The organism is Cnuibacter physcomitrellae (genome assembly GCF_014640535.1).
Classification (GTDB): domain Bacteria; phylum Actinomycetota; class Actinomycetes; order Actinomycetales; family Microbacteriaceae; genus Cnuibacter; species Cnuibacter physcomitrellae.
Window position 1 is genome coordinate 236,028 of sequence record NZ_BMHD01000002.1, and the last position, 15,526, is coordinate 251,553.

A 15,526-nucleotide genomic window follows, 5' to 3' on the forward strand; every position below is an offset into this window, starting at 1 on the left:
GTCACCGGCCTCGCGCCGCGGTCGCTCCGACCGCCGCGCGCTCGATACAGTGGCAGCATGGACGATCCCGTGGCCTCGGTGTCGCTCATCGTCGAAGCCTTCAGCTGGATCGGGCTGGCACTCGGCATCGTGCTGCTCGTCATCGGCCTGCTGCGGGGTGCGTTCTTCCGGGGGTGGCGGAGGACGGACGGCGTGGTCGTGGTCGACGAGAGCGGACGCCGCGCCTACCGCTGGCTGGGCGACGACGCGGTGCTGTATGAAGCGCCCGCCGACGACGATGACACGCAGGTGCTCGATCCCGGCGACGGGATCACCGTCTACGTCAGCCCGCGCGATCCCTCCGTCGGCAGGATCGACGACCCTCGCCACGAAGGACGCGCGCTCCGCATCAGCGGGAGCATCCTGCTCGGGCTCGGCGTGATCTCGTCGGTGGTGTCCCTGGTGCTCAGCGCATGAGCACCCCTCGGTCGAACGAGCGGGCGAGCGCTTCGCGGTCGAACGAGCGGGCGAAGGCACGGCGGCTCGCCGGCCTCGTGCCGGTGGTCAGGATGCGCGGCCGCGACGTCGACGAGCGAGGCCGCGTGTCGAGTCCGCTCGAGCTGCTGTTCGACCTCACGTTCGTCGCCGCGGTGTCCGCCGCCGTCGGACCGTTCGCCCACGCGATCGAGGTCGACCACGTGGCCGAGGGCATCGCTCCCCTGCTCATGGTGTTCTTCGCCATCTGGTGGGCGTGGCTGAACTTCACCTGGTTCGCCTCCGCCTACGACACCGACGATGTGCCGTACCGCCTCCTCACCATGGTGCAGATGGGTGGGGTCCTCGTGCTCGCGGCCGGGGTCCAGCAGGCCTTCGAGGTGGGCGACTTCACGCTGCCCACCATCGGGTACGCCATCATGCGGTTCGCCATGGTGGCCCAGTGGCTCCGAGTGGCGGCCTCCGACCCGGAGAGCAGGGCGACCGCCCTCCGATACGCGATCGGCATCAGCATCGTGCAGGTGCTGTGGATCGTCCGGCTCTTCGTCACCCAGGGCTTCCCCGGATGGCTGCTCGTCGTCGTGTTCGTGCTCCTGGCGCTCTGCGAGATGGCGGTGCCGCTCGTCGCGGAGCGTCCGAGGCTGACGCAGTGGCATCCGCACCACATCGCCGAGCGATACGGCCTGTTCGTGATCATCCTGCTGGGCGAGTCGGTGCTGGCCTCCACGGTGGCGGTGCAGCAGATCGTCAACGCGGGAGCGGCGACGGGACTGTTCGTGCTGCTCGCCGCCTCGGCTCTCGCCCTGCTCTTCGGGCTGTGGTGGATCTACTTCCTCGAGCCCGCCCACGAAGGGCTCGAACGGCGGAGGAGCCTGTCGTTCTGGTGGGGGTACGGGCACTACGGCATCTTCGTGGCCCTCACCGCCGCCGGTGCGGGGCTCGAGGCCGCCGTCGTGTCGATGGAGGGGCACGAGGGCGTCGATCCCACCGTCGTGGGATACGGCGTGGCCGTCCCCGTCGCGGTCTTCCTCGTCCTGATGTGGGGTCTCTACCGCCCGCTCACCGGCCCGACCGTCATCCCCCCGGCGGTGAGCCTGGGCGCGGCGGCCGTGGTGCTGCTGCTGCCGCTGGCCGCGCACTCGGTCGGCATCGCCGTCACGATCCTGCTCATCGCCCTCACCGTGGCCACGGTGGTGGCGACGACGATCGTGTATCGGCGGTTCCGTCCGCCGGTGTCCGTCGACTGAGCCGGATCAGGCCTTCTCGTCCTCGAGGAGGGCACGGAGGTCCTTGCGGAGCACCTTCCCCACGTTCGACTTGGGCAGCTCGTCGCGGAACACGATCCGGTGCGGGCGCTTGTACCCCGCCAGCTCCGACTTGAGGAAGGCCTTCAGCTCGTCCTCGGTGAGCGTGGGGTCCTCCTTCACGACGAACAGCACCGGGGTCTCCCCCGAGCGCTCGTCAGGCACGCCGACGGCTCCCGCATCCTTCACCTTCGGATGCGACATGGCGAGCTCCTCGAGCTCCGACGGGTAGACGTTGAAGCCCGAGACGACGATCATGTCCTTCTTGCGGTCGACGATCGTGATGAAGCCGTCGTCGCTCATGGTCGCGATGTCGCCGGTGAGCAGCCAGCCGTCCTGGAGGACGGCCGCGGTGTCGTCGGGGTGCTTCCAGTAGCCCTGCATCACCTGCGGGCCGCGGACCGCCATCTCCCCCGTCTCCCCCAGGGGCACGGGCGAGCCCTGCTCGTCGCGGATCTCGATGTCGGTCGACGGCAGCGGCAGCCCGATGGTGCCCACACGCGGAGTGGCCCACACCGGGTTCACCGACACGACCGGCGACGCCTCGGTGAGCCCGTAGCCCTCGAAGAGCGACGTCCCCGTCACGCCCTTCCACGTCGCCGCCGTGCTGGAGCGGAGAGCCATCCCGCCCGCCACCACGAGCTTCACGTGCGAGAACGTGAGCTGACGGAAGTCACCGCTGTCGAGGAGCGACTGCGCCAGGGTCGACACCAGGATGAGCACCGTCGGCCGGTCGGTCGCCAGCGTCTTCACGAGGCCCTTGGTGTCGCGGGGGTTCGTCACCAGCACGTTGTGGAGGCCGTAGCCGAAGAAGGTGAGGCAGTTCACCGTGAAGCAGAAGATGTGGTACAGCGGCAGCGCCGCCAGGACGGTCTCGCCGCCCTCGTCGAGGACCAGGCTCATCGGCGCTAGCATCTGCGCCTGGTTCGACAGCAGGTTGCGGTGCGTGATCACCGCCGACTTCGTGCCGCCCGTGGTGCCGCCGGTGTACTGGAACAGGGCCGTGTCGTCGAGCCGCACCTCGGGCATCGCGACGCCCTCGTGACGGCGGCCGGCCTTCATGGCGTCGGTGAACCGGGTCACCTGCGTGAGCCCGTGCTTCGGCACCAGCCTCTGAATGCGCTTCACGGCGAAGTTGACCACGGTCCGCTTGACCGGCGGCAGCATGTCGCCGACGCTCGTGAGGATGACGTGCTTCAGCGAGGTCTCCGCCAGCACCTTCTCGAGCTTGTCGGCGAAGTTCTCGAGCACGACCACGGCCACCGCGCCGGAGTCGACGAACACCTTCTTCATCTCGCCCGGCGAGTAGAGCGGGTTCGCGTTGACGACGACGAGCCCCGCCTTGAGGGCGCCGAAGATGGCGATCGGGTACTGCAGCAGGTTCGGCATCTGCAGCACGATGCGCTCACCCGGCGCGAGGCCCAGCTCGCCGACGAGGTAGGCGGCGAAGCGGTCCGAGAGCGCCGCGACGTCTCGGAACGACAGCGTCGAACCGAGGTTCGAGAAGGCCGGCTTGTCGCCGTATCGTTCGCTCGCCCGGTCGACGAGATCGCCGACGGAGGTGCTGGTCAGGTCGCCGATGGTGGGGGCCAATGCCTCCGGGTAGCTCTTCAGCCACGGACGGCTCTCGTAGTCGTTCATCCCGCCCTCACGCTACCCGGTATCGTCGAGGCATGGAGAACGACGACGACGACTTCGACGATCGACCGTCGGGGTTCCTCGGTCGCCTCGGCCGCGCTCGCGTGCTCGCCTGGGTCGTCATCATCGGACTCGTCGCGCTGAGCATCGGCGCGATCTCGTTCCTCGTGGTCCTTCAGGGCAGCTGAGCGGCGCTCGTGCCCCTCGGAGCGCGCTAGCCCTCGACGGCCCCGTCGGAGGCCACGTTCTCGTCGATCTCTCGATCCCACTCGGCCGCCGCGGCCTCAGCCTCGGCGCGCGTGTCGAACGGCCCGAGGTTGGGCGCGTCCGGGAAGTCGTCCGGGTTGAGGTCGGTCACCACGTAGAACGTCAGCGCACCGTCCTGCTCGTGCTCGACGATGCGGAGGTCATCACTCATGATCCGACCCTATCCGTCGGAAGGGCTCCCGTCGTGCTGCAGGAGGCGAGAGCCGCGTTCGAGCGTTCGGGACTAGAAGTCGAAGCCCCCGCCGAAGTCGCCGCCGCCGAAGTCCCCGCCGCCGAAGTCGCCTCCGCCGTCACCGCCCCAACCGCCGTCGCCGCCCCAGCCCGCATCGGCGTTGACGTCGCCGGCACCGGCGTCCGTCCCGCCCGCGTCGGCCTGGTCCGCTCCGGCGCCCTGGTCGTCGCCCGTACCCTGGTCGCCGCCGTCCTGGCCGGTCTGATCCCCCGCGGAGCCCTGATCGGCCTGCATGTCGGCCGGGTTCGGCAGGAAGGCGCTGACGAGCGCCGACCCGATGACGTAGCCGGCGACCGACCCGAGCAGCGAGCTGGCGAACATCCCGCCGAAGCCCATGCCGCCCCCGCCGCCCTGCGGCGCCATCGTCCGCTCGAGCGTCCCGGGCTGGCGCAGCTCCGATCGGGTGGCAGCCTGGGCGAGCGATCGCGGGTCGTCGCCGCGCGGCGCCTCCCCGGCGGGTGCGTTCTCCGACAGCTGGCGGAACAGGAGCGCCCGCTGATCAGGGGTGAGCTTCGTGAAGGCCTCCTCGTGCACCTGCTCGATCGTCTCGGGCGGCGCGGTGCGCAGGAGGTAGCGGTACCGCTCGACCGCGATCTCGTCCTCGCTGCGCGCTGACCCACCCGGGGCCGACCCGCCCTGCGTCTGCGCACCGGGAGCCGGTGCGGTCTGAGGCTGATACCCCGGCTGGTCGTACCCCGCGGGCGGCGTGTAGGCGGCCCGAGGCTGCTCCTCGCGGCCCAGCAGACGGTCGAGGAATCCCATGGTGATCGCTCCTTCGTGGATCGGTCACCCCATCCTCGACCGCTCGCGTGTGAGCGGGCTGAAGGCGGCTGTGCGCTGCCTGTGCGCCATCCCTGCGAGTCCTGTGCCTCAGCGGAGCATGACCCCGCGAGCCGTGCCCGCATCCCTCGCCAGGATGCGCTCCGCACGGACGCCCCGCCGCATCAGACGGGGGACGAGGGAGCGCAGCACGGGCAGCACCGTCCGCAGCGCCGCTCGTTCGAGCCGGGTCGGCGGGCGGTGGAGGCTCTGGCGCGAGGCGAGCCCGGCGAGCGCGGCGTGGAAGGTGAGCTGCAACGACTGGACCGCCTCGGCTGCGGCCGTGCGGCGCCGCCCCACCGCGGCGAGCTCACGGGCGAGCGGTAGCCCGTCGAGCAGCGGTCCCGCGAGGCGGTTGGCCGCCACCACGGCGTCCTGCACGGCCAGGTCGGTCCCCACCCCGCCGAGCGGCGACATCGGATGCGCGGCCTCGCCGATCACCAGCAGGCCAGGCCGATGCCACTCCTCCAGCCGCGACACGTCGATCGTCTCGGCCGTGAGCTCGCTCCAGCTCCCGATCGACCCGAGGGCCGCCGACGCGGACGGGACGGCCGCGCGTATCGCGGCGACCGCGGCCTCGAGGCCGGCGGCCCGGAGTCGCGCCGCGCCGCCCGTGTCCAGGAGCAGACCGAGCCGAGCCGAGCCGTCGTCGACGGCGCCCACCACGATCCGGTGCTCTCCGACGTGTGCCGGCGTGAAGACGTGCTGCCGCGCCGGAACGCGCACCCACACCACGTCGACCGGCCCCGCGATCGGCGTGAGGACGAGTCCTGCCGCCGCACGGACGAGGGAGCCCCGCCCGTCGGCGCCGATGGTCAAGCGGGCGCGGATCTCGAGGTCGCCCCGGTGATCTCGAGCCGTCACCCCCGTGATGGCCTCGCCCGCCCGCCGCAGGCCCGTCGCGACCGTTCCGGATCGCAGCGACAGCGTGGGCACCGCGCCCGCCGCCCTCGTGAGCGCGCCCAGCAGGTCCCGTCGCGGCACGGCGACCGGTCCCTCGGCATCGGCGGGATGGGGGCCGTCGAGGTGCAGTCGGATGCCGTCGACCACGAGGTCCACGGTGGAGACCGCCGTCCGCGGCAGGGCGCGCATCCCGTCCGCACCGAGGAGCTGCTCCAGGGCCTCGAGCGTCGAGGCCCCGAGCAGGTCGGCGCCTCGTTCCTCGAGGGGGCTCTCGCGACGCTCGACGACCTCGACCCGGACGCCCGCGCGGGCGAGCAGCAGTCCGAGCAGCATCCCGGACGGTCCGCCGCCGACGATGCAGACATCGGTCTCGTGCACCCGAGTCGCCATGCCCTCCATGCTACGGACCCTCAGCCGACGGGCACGAGCATGCCGTCGTCGAGGAGCTCGCGCACCCGGGGCAGCACCGAGTCGCGGATCGCCGGCTCGGGCACGTCGAGCACCTCCGCGAGCGCCGCGACGATGGCCCCGAGGGCGAGGTCGCCGTCGCTGGCCCCGACGAGCCCGGCCAGCTCGGTGGTGAGGTCGATCCGACGGGCGAAGCCGCCGCCCTGCACCAGCGTCATGACGACGGGGTCGTCGCTGCCCGGCCAGTAGTGGCGCTCCTCGGTGATGTCGGAGGCGTAGGCGAGGCGCGCCGCCAGCACGCCCTCGTCGTCCCGGGCGGCCGACCAGTCGTGGCCGATGAGGCAGGCGGAGAGGTGCTCGCCGAGCCCCACCCGCGACGCTCCCCCACCGTCGGGCAGGCGCTCGTACCGCGCCAGCGTCGGCTCGCCGACGGGCCGGCGGAGGAGCACGTAGCCCAGTCCCACCGACTGCACGCCGCGGTCGGCGAAGTCGTCGAGCCAGGCGCCGTAGAGGCGGTCGAACGCCGCCGTGCCGGGCAGCGTGCCCCCGTCTCGGATCCACGTCTCGGAGTACGTCGCGGCGTCCTGCCGCTCCCGCTCGACGACCCAGGCGTCGAGGGAGAGGGGCTCGATCCAGGAGCGCACCCGGTCGAGCCCGTCCTCGTCGGCGCGGTACTCCCAGTTGCCGAGCAGCTGGGCGATGCCGCCCGGCGCGAGATGCTCGGCGGCGCCCTGGATCACCGCTCGCACCAGCGCGTCGCCGACCCGGCCGCCATCGCGGTACTCGTACCGGGGCACCCCCTCCGTCCGCGGGGTGATCACGAACGGCGGGTTGGACACGATCCGGTCGAACCTCTCGCCCGCCACCGGGTCGTAGAGGCTGCCGTGCCGCAGCTCCACGCCCTCGATGCCGTTGAGGTCCAGGTTGAAGCGCGCGATCTCCAGCGCCCGCGCGGAGATGTCGGTCGCCACGACCCGGCGGGCGTGGCGCGCGGCGTGCATCGCCTGGATCCCGCATCCGGTGCCGAGGTCGAGCACGAAGTCGACCGCACCGGGCACGGCGAGCCCGGCGAGCGTGGTCGAGGCCCCGCCGATCCCCAGGACATGGTCCTCGTCGAGGGGACGGCCGAGCACCGCCTCCCCCAGGTCGGAGCGGATCCACCACTGACCCGCCCCGAGGGCGTCGGTGAACTCGTAGGGGCGCAGATCCGCGAGGGGCACCACCGACTCCTCGGTGGCACGCACGAGCCCCAGGTCGACGAGCCCGTCGACCCCGGTCCGCGGCGCCGCGCGGTGGGCGTCGTCCCGCGAGACTGACCGCCCGAGCACGAAGAGGTCGGCCAGGATGCCCGCGGGCGTGAGCGCGTCGCTCTCGCGGAGCCTGTCGATGGCCCGGCGGGCCGGGAGGAGGCGTCCGCGGAAGAGCGCCTCCGCGGCGGCGCTCCCCCACAGCGCGTCGACCGCCCCGACCTGGAAGCCGGCGACGGTGAGGTCCTCGCGGAGACGGGCGAGCGTGTCTGCGGTCATCCCCCCATTCAATCGCCCCCGATGCTCTTCTGCGCGCCCGTCGGGCGTCGCTACAGTGAGGGACCATGACGACCCTCTCGCCCGACGCGCTGGTCGTCGAGACCTCGAGCGGCGCCCTGCGCGGCATCACCGACGGCACCGTGCGGTCCTGGCGGGGCATCCCGTACGCGGCGCCTCCCGTCGGAGCCCTGCGCTTCCTCGCCCCCCGTCCGGTCGAGCCCTGGTCGGGCGTGAGGGACGCGGTCGCGTTCGGACACGCCTCCGTGCAATCGAAGAGCCCGGCGGTCCGGCTTCCTGCCGACGTGTCGATGTCGGAGGACTGCCTCACCCTCAACGTGACCGCGCCGGCCGAGCACGACGGGCCACTGCCCGTGATGGTCTGGATTCACGGCGGCGCGTACTTCGCCGGATCGAGCGCCCAGGCGCTCTACGATCCCGCCCATCTCGTCGCCGAGGGGGTCGTGGTCGTCACCGTCAACTACCGGCTGGGAGCCCTCGGCTTCCTCGACCTCTCGTCGCTCTCGTCGGGCGCCGCGACCTTCGACAGCAACCCGGGCCTGCGTGACCAGCTCGCCGCGCTCCGCTGGGTGCAGGACGAGATCGCGGCGTTCGGGGGTGACCCCGGCGATGTCACCCTCTTCGGCGAGTCGGCCGGTGGCGGATGCGTCACGACGCTCCTGACCTCGCCCGCGGCCGCGGGCCTGTTCCACCGCGCCATCGCGCAGAGCTCGCCCGCCACGAGCGTGTACTCCGCCGAGCGCGCGGCGAGGGTCGCCCGCCGCTTCCTCGACGTCGTCGGGATCGACGCCGACCGACCGGAGCTCCTCCGCGAGCGGGCCGCCGAGTCGCTCGCCGACGCCGCGTTCGCCCTCATCGGCGACGTCGCGAGGGACGTCCCCGGCACGCTCGCTCTCGCTCCGGTGGTCGACGGCGACATCGTGCCGGTGCATCCGATCGAGGCCTACAGCGCGGGCACGCAGCTACCGGTGCCGCTCATCATCGGCACCAACCGCGACGAGGCGTCCCTGTTCAAGCTGATGAAGTCGCCGCTCATGCCCGTCACCGAGGCGTCCGTGGCGGCGATGTTCGAGGAGCTCGCGGCCGAGCAGCCCGACCTGGGTGATGCCGCAGAGCGCATCGAAGGCGCCTACCCGCACTATCCCCGACGCCGCACGCCGTCGGAGCTCTCGCGCGACGCCGGCTTCAGGATGCCGTCGATCTGGCTCGCCACGGCGCACTCCCGGGTGGCCCCCACGCGGATGTACCGGTTCGATCACGCCACCCCGATGCTGAAGCTGCTCGGGATCGGCGCCACGCACGGTGCGGAGCTCGCCTACGTCTGGGGCAACTTCGAGGTCGCCCCGAAGGACCCGACGTTCCGTCTCGGAGGCCGCAAGGAGGCCCACCGGCTGTCGGAGTCGATCCGACATCGCTGGACGGCCTTCGCCTCCTCCGGCACGCCGAGCGCCGGCGAGGGCGCCCCGGAGTGGCCTCTCTACGACGAGAGCACACGCAGCACCCTGATCTTCGATCGGGGCGAGACCGTGGTGGACGACCCCGACGCCGAGGTGCGCAGCGCCTGGGGCGACGAGGTCATCGGGTTCTCCTGAACCGCATCTGCGACAATCGACCGACACCGAGTGGCGCGATCCGCGCCCGCGCGCCGGTGAACCCCATCCGTCAGCTGAGAGGACACGCCGTGCCCACCGACCGTCTCGTCGCCTTCGACCTCGACGACACCCTCGCCCCGTCGAAGACCCCGATCGATCCCCGCATGGCCGCGCTCCTGCTCGAGCTGCTCCGCGAGGTCGAGGTGTGCGTCATCTCGGGCGGCCAGTTCGCGCAGTTTTCGAGCCAGCTCGTCGCGAACCTCCCGGATGCCCCCGCCGAGCTGCTGGAGCGTCTCCACCTCATGCCGACCTGCGGCACTCAGTACTACCGCTTCCGCGACGGCGGATGGCAGCAGGTCTACGCGGAGAACCTCACCGACGACCAGAAGCAGCGCGCGATGACCGCGGTGGAGGAGGAGGCGAAGCGCCTGGGCCTCTGGGCGGAGAGGTCGTGGGGCCCGATCCTCGAGGACCGCGGGTCGCAGATCACCTTCTCCGCGCTCGGCCAGTCGGCGCCGATCGAGGAGAAGGTCGCCTGGGACCCCACCGGCGAGAAGAAGGAGAGCCTCCGCGCGGCCGTCGCGCCCCTCCTGCCGGATCTCGAGGTGCGCTCGGGAGGCTCCACGTCGGTCGACATCACGCGCCAGGGCATCGACAAGGCCTACGGGATGTCGAAGCTCGCCGAGCTGACCGGGATCCCGCTCGACGACATGCTCTTCGTCGGCGACCGCCTCGACGAGGGCGGCAACGACTACCCCGTCAAGCGCCTGGGCGTCCGCACCGTCGCGGTCGAGGGCTGGACCGACACCGCCGAGTTCGTCGAGGGCTTCCTCGCCGAGCGCGCCGGCGCCTGAGCCTCCCCGGCCTTCCCCGGGATCACTCCGTGGGGCGGGGCCGTCCGACGTCGAGCTCCGTCTCCTCGACGTCGATCCGGGCGAGTGCCGCGCGCACCGCGCGCTCCTGGTAGCGGCCCTCCTTGCGCGCCTGGAGGATGGCCTCCCGCTCGGCGGCGATCATGTCGCGGCGGAGCCGGTTGTAGGAGCGCGGCAACGGCTCGGCCTCCTCGGGCGCCGGGTTGTCGAGCGCGTCCGAGAGGAACTGCGCGTTGGCCCGGAGCCGGTCGACGACCCGCTGGTCGACCGAGTCGTCCAGCTGCTCCTCGAGCTGGCGGAGGCCCGCCGTCTGGGCCTCCGCCAGCAGCATGTGCTTCTCGGTCGTCTCCTGCGAGTAGTCCGGCGCCGGCAGGCGCAGTCGCCGGATGACGAGCGGCAGGAACGCGCCCTGCACGAGCGTGCCCACCACGACCACCAGGGCGAGGAGCTGCAGCAGCGCCCTCCCCGGCGTCTGGTCCGGGAGCAGGAAGACCGCGGCGAGCGTCACCACGCCTCGGATGCCCGCGAACGAGACCGCGACCCCGGTGCGGTAGCTCCAGCCGCGCTCTCGCAGCCGAGCGGGGCCGAACCGGTAGATCGACGTGGTGAGCATCATCCACACGAACCGGGAGGCGAACACGGCGAACAGCAGCACCACGCTGATGAGCACCACGTCCCAGAAGCCGATCCCGATCTCCACCGCGCTGCCGAGGATGGACGCCACGCTCAACCCGATGAACAGGAAGACGGCGTTCTCGAGGAGGTACTGGATGGTGCGCCAGTTCAGCGCCTCCGCGATGCGGGCCTGCGCGGTCTGGATGACGGGTGACCGGAACCCGAGGTAGAGCCCGGCGACGACGACCGCGAGCACACCCGATCCGTGCAGCTCCTGAGCCGGGATGAAGGCGACGTAGGGCACGACCAGCGAGAGCGAGGCGTCGAGCACGGCGGAGTGGAGGCGCCGCCGGATGAAGCCCACGACGAACCCGACGACGAGCCCCATCCCCACGCCCACGATCACGGCGATCGCGAACTCGAGGATGACGTCCCCCGGCGTGACCGTGCCCGGTCCCCCGCTCGCGGTGCTGATGATGGCCGCGATCGCCGCGTTGAGCGCCACCAGCGCGGTCGCGTCGTTGAGGAGGCTCTCCCCCTCGAGCACCGTCACCAGCCGGCGCGGCAGGTTCACCCGACCGGCGATCGCGGTGACGGCGACCGCATCCGTCGGCGCCACGACCGCACCGAACGCGAACGCGGCCGAGAGCGTGATCATCGGCACCGCGATCCACGCCGTGAGCCCCACCGCGACGACGGTGAAGGCCACGAGCCCGACCGAGAGCAGGAGGATGCCGTCGCGGCGAGCGCGGACGTCGGTGAACGAGGTGCGGATCGCGGCCGCGTAGAGCAGCGGCGGCAGGATGCCGTAGAGGATCAGGTCGGGCTGCACCGCCAGCTGCGGGACGCCGGGGATGAACGACACCGCCGCCCCCACCACGACCAGCGCGACGGGCGCAGACCAGCCGACGCGACCGGAGAGCCCCGTGACGGCCACGGTGACGACGACGAACGACACCACCCAGATGATGATCGTGACGGGATCCATACCCGCCATTCTGACGGTCCCCCGCCCTCGACGAGAACGGGCGCCTCGACCGCGCATCTGGAAGGGTGATGCTGTGCCCGACGTGCTCACGATCGCCTACCTCGTCACCGCCGGTGCGGTGGCCGGCATCGTCGGCACGGCCGGCGGGATCACGTCGCTCGTGTCCTACCCGGCGCTGCTCGCGATCGGCATCCCGCCGCTGGCCGCGAACGTGACGAGCTCGGTCGCCCTCCTCGGCAGCGGCGCCGGATCCGCCCTGCGGGCCGGCCCCGACCTCTCGGGTCACGGCGGCACCCTGCGGCGGTGGCTGCCCGGGTTCGCCCTCGCGTCGCTGGTCGGCGCCGTGGTGCTCGTGGTGACGCCCGGCCGGGTCTTCGACCTGCTGGTGCCCTTCCTGGTCGCGGCCGGTTCCGCGGCCCTGCTCCTGCAGCCGCGGCTCGAACGGTCCCGTGGCGGACGCCCGCTGCCGCCGGGCGTGGTCGGCATCCTGGGGGCCGCGGTCGCCTTCTACAACGGCTACTTCGGCGCGGACTCGGGGATCCTGGTGATCGCGCTGCTGCTGGCCACCACCGAGTCGGTGCTCCACCGCGCCAACTCCCTGAAGAACGTCATCCTGGTCATCGCCGACGTCGCGCCGGCGGTCCTCTTCGCCCTGACCGGGACGGTCGTCTGGCACGCCGTGTGGCCGCTGGGCCTCGGCGCGCTCGCCGGCGGCCTCATCGGACCGTCTATCGCGCGCCGGGTGCCGGCGTCGCTGCTGCGCCGACTGATCGCCCTCTGCGGGTTCGCGCTGGCGGCCTTCCTGCTGGTCTCCGCGCTCCGCGTCGCGGCCGCCTGAGCCGGGCGACGCGACGCAGGCCGCCGCGGCGAGCCCGAGAGCCCGTCGCGGCGGCCCGGTCTCACGCGGCGACCTCCTGCGGAACCCCGGCCGCCTCGTCGGAGGGGGTGTCGACGAGGTAGTGGGCGTAGGCGGGGATGGTGAGGAACGTCGGGAACTCGTCCTCGAGCGCGACCATGCGCACGATCGCGGCGGCGTCGTCGAAGCGGTCCTCGTCCGTCCTCGGCGTCGTGGCGAGCTGCTGGTCGATCAGCACCGAGACCAGGTCGCGCGTGATCCGCGTGCCCTCCGTGGTGCGGATGCGGTGGTGGATCCACTGCCACAGCTGCGAACGGGAGATCTCCGCGGTCGCCGCATCCTCCATGAGACCGTCGATGGCGGCGGCGCCTGTGCCGCGCAACCAGCTCTCCACGTAGCGGAGCGCGACCGACACGTTCGCCCTGACCCCCGCATCCGTCACCTCGTGATCGATCGACGACAGGTCGAGGAGGTCGCCGGCGGTGACCCAGACGTCCGTGCGCTGACGCTCCACCTGGTTCGGACGCTCGCCGAGGACGGCGTCGAACTCGGCCATCGCGACCTCGACGAGGTCCGGATGCGCGACCCACGACCCGTCGAAGCCGTCGGTCGCCTCGCGGTGCTTGTCGTCGGACACCTTCGCGAGTGCGCGGCGTGTGGCCTCCGGGTCACGCCGGTTCGGGATGAACGCGCTCATCCCGCCGATGGCGTGCGCTCCCCGACGGTGGCAGGTCGCGACCAGGAGCTCGGTGTACGCGCGCATGAACGGCACCGTCATCGTGATGCGGTCGCGATCCGGGAGCACGAACGCCGGCCCGCGGTCGCGGTAGGTCTTGATGAGGCTGAAGATGTAGTCCCACCGACCGGCGTTCAGGCCCGCGCAGTGGTCGCGGAGCTCGTAGAGGATCTCCTCCATCTCGAACGCCGCCGTGATGGTCTCGATCAGCACCGTGGCGCGGATCGTCCCGCGGTCCAGACCGAGCGCGTTCTCGGAGAACGTGAAGACGTCGTCCCAGAGCCTGGCCTCGAGGTGGTTCTCGATCTTCGGCAGGTAGAAGTACGGCCCCCGTCCCGACTCGATCAGCGCCTGGGCGTTGTGGAAGAAGTAGAGCCCGAAGTCCACGAGCGACCCTGACGCCGGCTTCGTGGACCCCGCCCGGTCGGTGTAGGAGAGGTGCTTCTCCACCAGGTGCCACCCGCGCGGACGCAGGATGATCGTCGGGGTCTCGAAGCCCACCCGGTACTCCTTGCCCTCGGGCGTGGTGAAGTCGACCTGGCCGCGGATGGCGTCGTAGAGGTTCACCTGCCCGCCGATGATGTTGTGCCAGGTGGGGCTGGTCGCATCCTCGAGGTCGGCGAGCCACCCCTTGGCGCCGGAGTTCAGCGCGTTCACGGTCATCTTGCGGTCGGTCGGACCGGTGATCTCGACCCGGCGGTCCTCGAGCCCGGGTCCGGCGCCCGCGACACGCCAGCTGCGGTCCTCGCGGATCGAGGCGGTCTCGGGGAGGAAGCGGAGGTTCCGGCCGTTCTCGATGGCCTTGCGGACGCGCATCCGCTCGAGCAGCCGCTCGTGCCGGCGGCCGGCGAACTGGTCGTGGAGGCGCGCGACGAAGTCGAGCGCGGCAGGGGTGAGGATCTCGTCGTAGCGCTCGTCGGTCTCGCCGAGCACCGTCATCCTGGTGTGTGCGGTCATGGTCGTGTCCTTCATCGTGGGATCAGTGGAACTGCTCGGACTCGGTCGAACCCACCAGCGCCAGGGTCGCGCTGGTCGGGTTCAAGGCCGTGGCGATCCGGTCGAAGTAGCCGGTGCCGACTTCCCGCTGATGCTTGGTCGCGGTGTATCCGTCGGCCTCGGAGGCGAACTCGGCCTCCTGCAGCTCGACGTAGGCGCTCATGTGCCGCTGGGAGTAGTCGCGGGCGAGCGTGTACATGGAGTGGTTGAGGGCGTGGAAGCCCGCCAGGGTGATGAACTGGAAGGCGTAGCCCATGCTCGCCAGCTCGCGCTGGAAGCGGGCGATGGTGTCGTCGTCGAGGTGACGCTTCCAGTTGAACGACGGCGAGCAGTTGTACGCGAGCCTCTTGCCCGGGAACTCGCGGTGGATGCTCTCGGCGAAGGTGCGCGCGAGCTCGAGATCGGGCTCGGCCGACTCCACCCAGAGCAGGTCGGCATAGGGCGCGTAGGCGTGGCCCCTCGCCAGCACCGTCTCGATGCCGGGTCGGGTCTCGTAGAAGCCCTCCGCCGTGCGCCCGCCGGTGAGGAAGGGCCGATCGCGCTCGTCGACGTCGCTCGTGAGCAGGTTCGCGGCCAGCGAGTCGGTGCGCGCGATGATCACGGTGGGCACGCCCGCGACGTCGGCGGCGAGGCGAGCCGCGTTCAGGGTGCGGATGTGCTGGCTCGTGGGGACGAGGACCTTGCCGCCCATGTGCCCGCACTTCTTCTCGCTGGCGAGCTGGTCCTCCCAGTGCACCCCCGCCGCGCCGGCCGCGATCATGCTGCTCATGAGCTCGTAGGCGTTGAGCGGCCCGCCGAATCCGGCCTCCGCATCCGCCACGATGGGTGCGAGCCAGTCCCTCTCGGGCAGTCCCTCCGCGGCCTCGATCTGGTCGGCGCGGAGGAGCGCGTTGTTGATGCGGCGGACCACGTTCGGCACCGAGTTCGCCGGGTAGAGGCTCTGGTCGGGGTAGGTCTGACCCGAGAGGTTCGCATCGGCGGCGACCTGCCATCCCGAGAGGTAGATGGCCTTGAGGCCCGCGCGCACCTGCTGCACGGCCTGGTTGCCGGTGAGCGCGCCGAGCGCGGGCACCCACTCCTCGGTGTTCAGCAGCTCCCACAGGCGCTCGGCTCCGCGTCGAGCGAGCGTGTGCTCCTCGCCGACCCGTCCGCGGAGGGCGACCACGTCCTCCGCGGAGTAGTCCCGCTCGACCCCGTCCCACCGGGCCTCGGTCTTCCACGAGCTCTCGAGCTCGGCGGCGGTCTGCGTCTGGTCACCCGGCCTGGTCATGGTGTGCTCCTT

General features: G+C 71.6%; 14 protein-coding genes. 6 read left to right on the forward strand and 8 right to left on the reverse strand.

Annotated elements, in window-relative coordinates; genetic code table 11:
- Window positions 1–57 precede the first annotated feature (57 nt).
- Window positions 58–456, forward strand: a complete 399-nt coding sequence (locus IEX69_RS17960) for a DUF3592 domain-containing protein (protein WP_085018931.1) — start codon at window positions 58–60, stop codon at window positions 454–456.
- Complete coding sequence (locus IEX69_RS17965; protein WP_217348679.1) at window positions 453–1,721, forward strand: low temperature requirement protein A; 1,269 nt, start codon at window positions 453–455, stop codon at window positions 1,719–1,721. Before IEX69_RS17960 ends, IEX69_RS17965 begins: the two co-directional genes overlap by 4 nt.
- Window positions 1,722–1,727: 6 nt before the next feature.
- On the opposite strand, the gene IEX69_RS17970 is transcribed toward IEX69_RS17965, so the two are convergent.
- A complete protein-coding gene (locus IEX69_RS17970) occupies window positions 1,728–3,419 on the reverse strand; it encodes an AMP-binding protein (protein WP_085018930.1) in 1,692 nt (563 codons plus the stop codon).
- 32 nt (window positions 3,420–3,451) lie between these two features.
- Between IEX69_RS17970 and IEX69_RS17975 the strand changes: the two genes are divergently transcribed.
- Complete coding sequence (locus tag IEX69_RS17975) at window positions 3,452–3,604, forward strand: hypothetical protein (protein ID WP_157127112.1); 153 nt, start codon at window positions 3,452–3,454, stop codon at window positions 3,602–3,604.
- A 26-nt stretch (window positions 3,605–3,630) separates the two neighbouring features.
- Here IEX69_RS17975 and IEX69_RS17980 read toward each other — a convergent pair whose 3' ends face one another.
- The 4 genes from IEX69_RS17980 to IEX69_RS17995 all read right to left on the reverse strand — a co-directional run bounded on the left by IEX69_RS17980 (window position 3,631) and on the right by IEX69_RS17995 (window position 7,571).
- Window positions 3,631–3,834 carry a hypothetical protein gene (locus tag IEX69_RS17980; RefSeq protein WP_085018929.1) on the reverse strand — a complete coding sequence of 68 codons (204 nt, stop codon included), beginning with the start codon at window positions 3,832–3,834 and terminating at the stop codon, window positions 3,631–3,633.
- A 72-nt stretch (window positions 3,835–3,906) separates the two neighbouring features.
- Window positions 3,907–4,677 (reverse strand): hypothetical protein, encoded by a 771-nt coding sequence (locus tag IEX69_RS17985; RefSeq protein ID WP_085018928.1) that lies wholly within the window; start codon window positions 4,675–4,677, stop codon window positions 3,907–3,909.
- Between the two features lie 108 nt (window positions 4,678–4,785).
- Window positions 4,786–6,027 carry an FAD-dependent monooxygenase gene (locus tag IEX69_RS17990; RefSeq protein WP_174604413.1) on the reverse strand — a complete coding sequence of 414 codons (1,242 nt, stop codon included), beginning with the start codon at window positions 6,025–6,027 and terminating at the stop codon, window positions 4,786–4,788.
- A gap of 20 nt (window positions 6,028–6,047) precedes the next feature.
- Window positions 6,048–7,571, reverse strand: coding sequence for a DUF7059 domain-containing protein (locus IEX69_RS17995; protein WP_085018926.1), 1,524 nt, complete (start codon window positions 7,569–7,571; stop codon window positions 6,048–6,050).
- A 65-nt stretch (window positions 7,572–7,636) separates the two neighbouring features.
- On the opposite strand from IEX69_RS17995, the gene IEX69_RS18000 reads away from it, so the two are divergent.
- Both IEX69_RS18000 and IEX69_RS18005 read left to right on the forward strand, forming a co-directional pair.
- Window positions 7,637–9,181 carry a carboxylesterase/lipase family protein gene (locus tag IEX69_RS18000; RefSeq protein WP_085018925.1) on the forward strand — a complete coding sequence of 515 codons (1,545 nt, stop codon included), beginning with the start codon at window positions 7,637–7,639 and terminating at the stop codon, window positions 9,179–9,181.
- Between the two features lie 89 nt (window positions 9,182–9,270).
- Entirely contained in the window at window positions 9,271–10,035 is a 765-nt protein-coding gene (locus tag IEX69_RS18005; protein ID WP_085018924.1) for an HAD-IIB family hydrolase, read from the forward strand.
- 22 nt (window positions 10,036–10,057) lie between these two features.
- Here the strand turns inward: IEX69_RS18005 and IEX69_RS18010 are convergent, their stop codons facing one another.
- Complete coding sequence (locus IEX69_RS18010; RefSeq protein ID WP_229756452.1) at window positions 10,058–11,656, reverse strand: cation:proton antiporter; 1,599 nt, start codon at window positions 11,654–11,656, stop codon at window positions 10,058–10,060.
- Window positions 11,657–11,729: 73 nt separating this feature from the next.
- On the opposite strand from IEX69_RS18010, the gene IEX69_RS18015 reads away from it, so the two are divergent.
- Window positions 11,730–12,494 carry a sulfite exporter TauE/SafE family protein gene (locus tag IEX69_RS18015; RefSeq protein ID WP_217348678.1) on the forward strand — a complete coding sequence of 255 codons (765 nt, stop codon included), beginning with the start codon at window positions 11,730–11,732 and terminating at the stop codon, window positions 12,492–12,494.
- Window positions 12,495–12,555: 61 nt separating this feature from the next.
- On the opposite strand, the gene aceB is transcribed toward IEX69_RS18015, so the two are convergent.
- The gene (gene aceB, locus IEX69_RS18020) at window positions 12,556–14,205 is read right to left on the reverse strand and encodes a malate synthase A (RefSeq protein WP_229756453.1); all 1,650 of its coding nucleotides are present in this window, start codon (window positions 14,203–14,205) and stop codon (window positions 12,556–12,558) included.
- Between the two features lie 22 nt (window positions 14,206–14,227).
- Window positions 14,228–15,514 carry an isocitrate lyase gene (gene aceA, locus IEX69_RS18025; RefSeq protein WP_085018920.1) on the reverse strand — a complete coding sequence of 429 codons (1,287 nt, stop codon included), beginning with the start codon at window positions 15,512–15,514 and terminating at the stop codon, window positions 14,228–14,230.
- Between the last annotated feature and the right edge of the window lie 12 nt (window positions 15,515–15,526).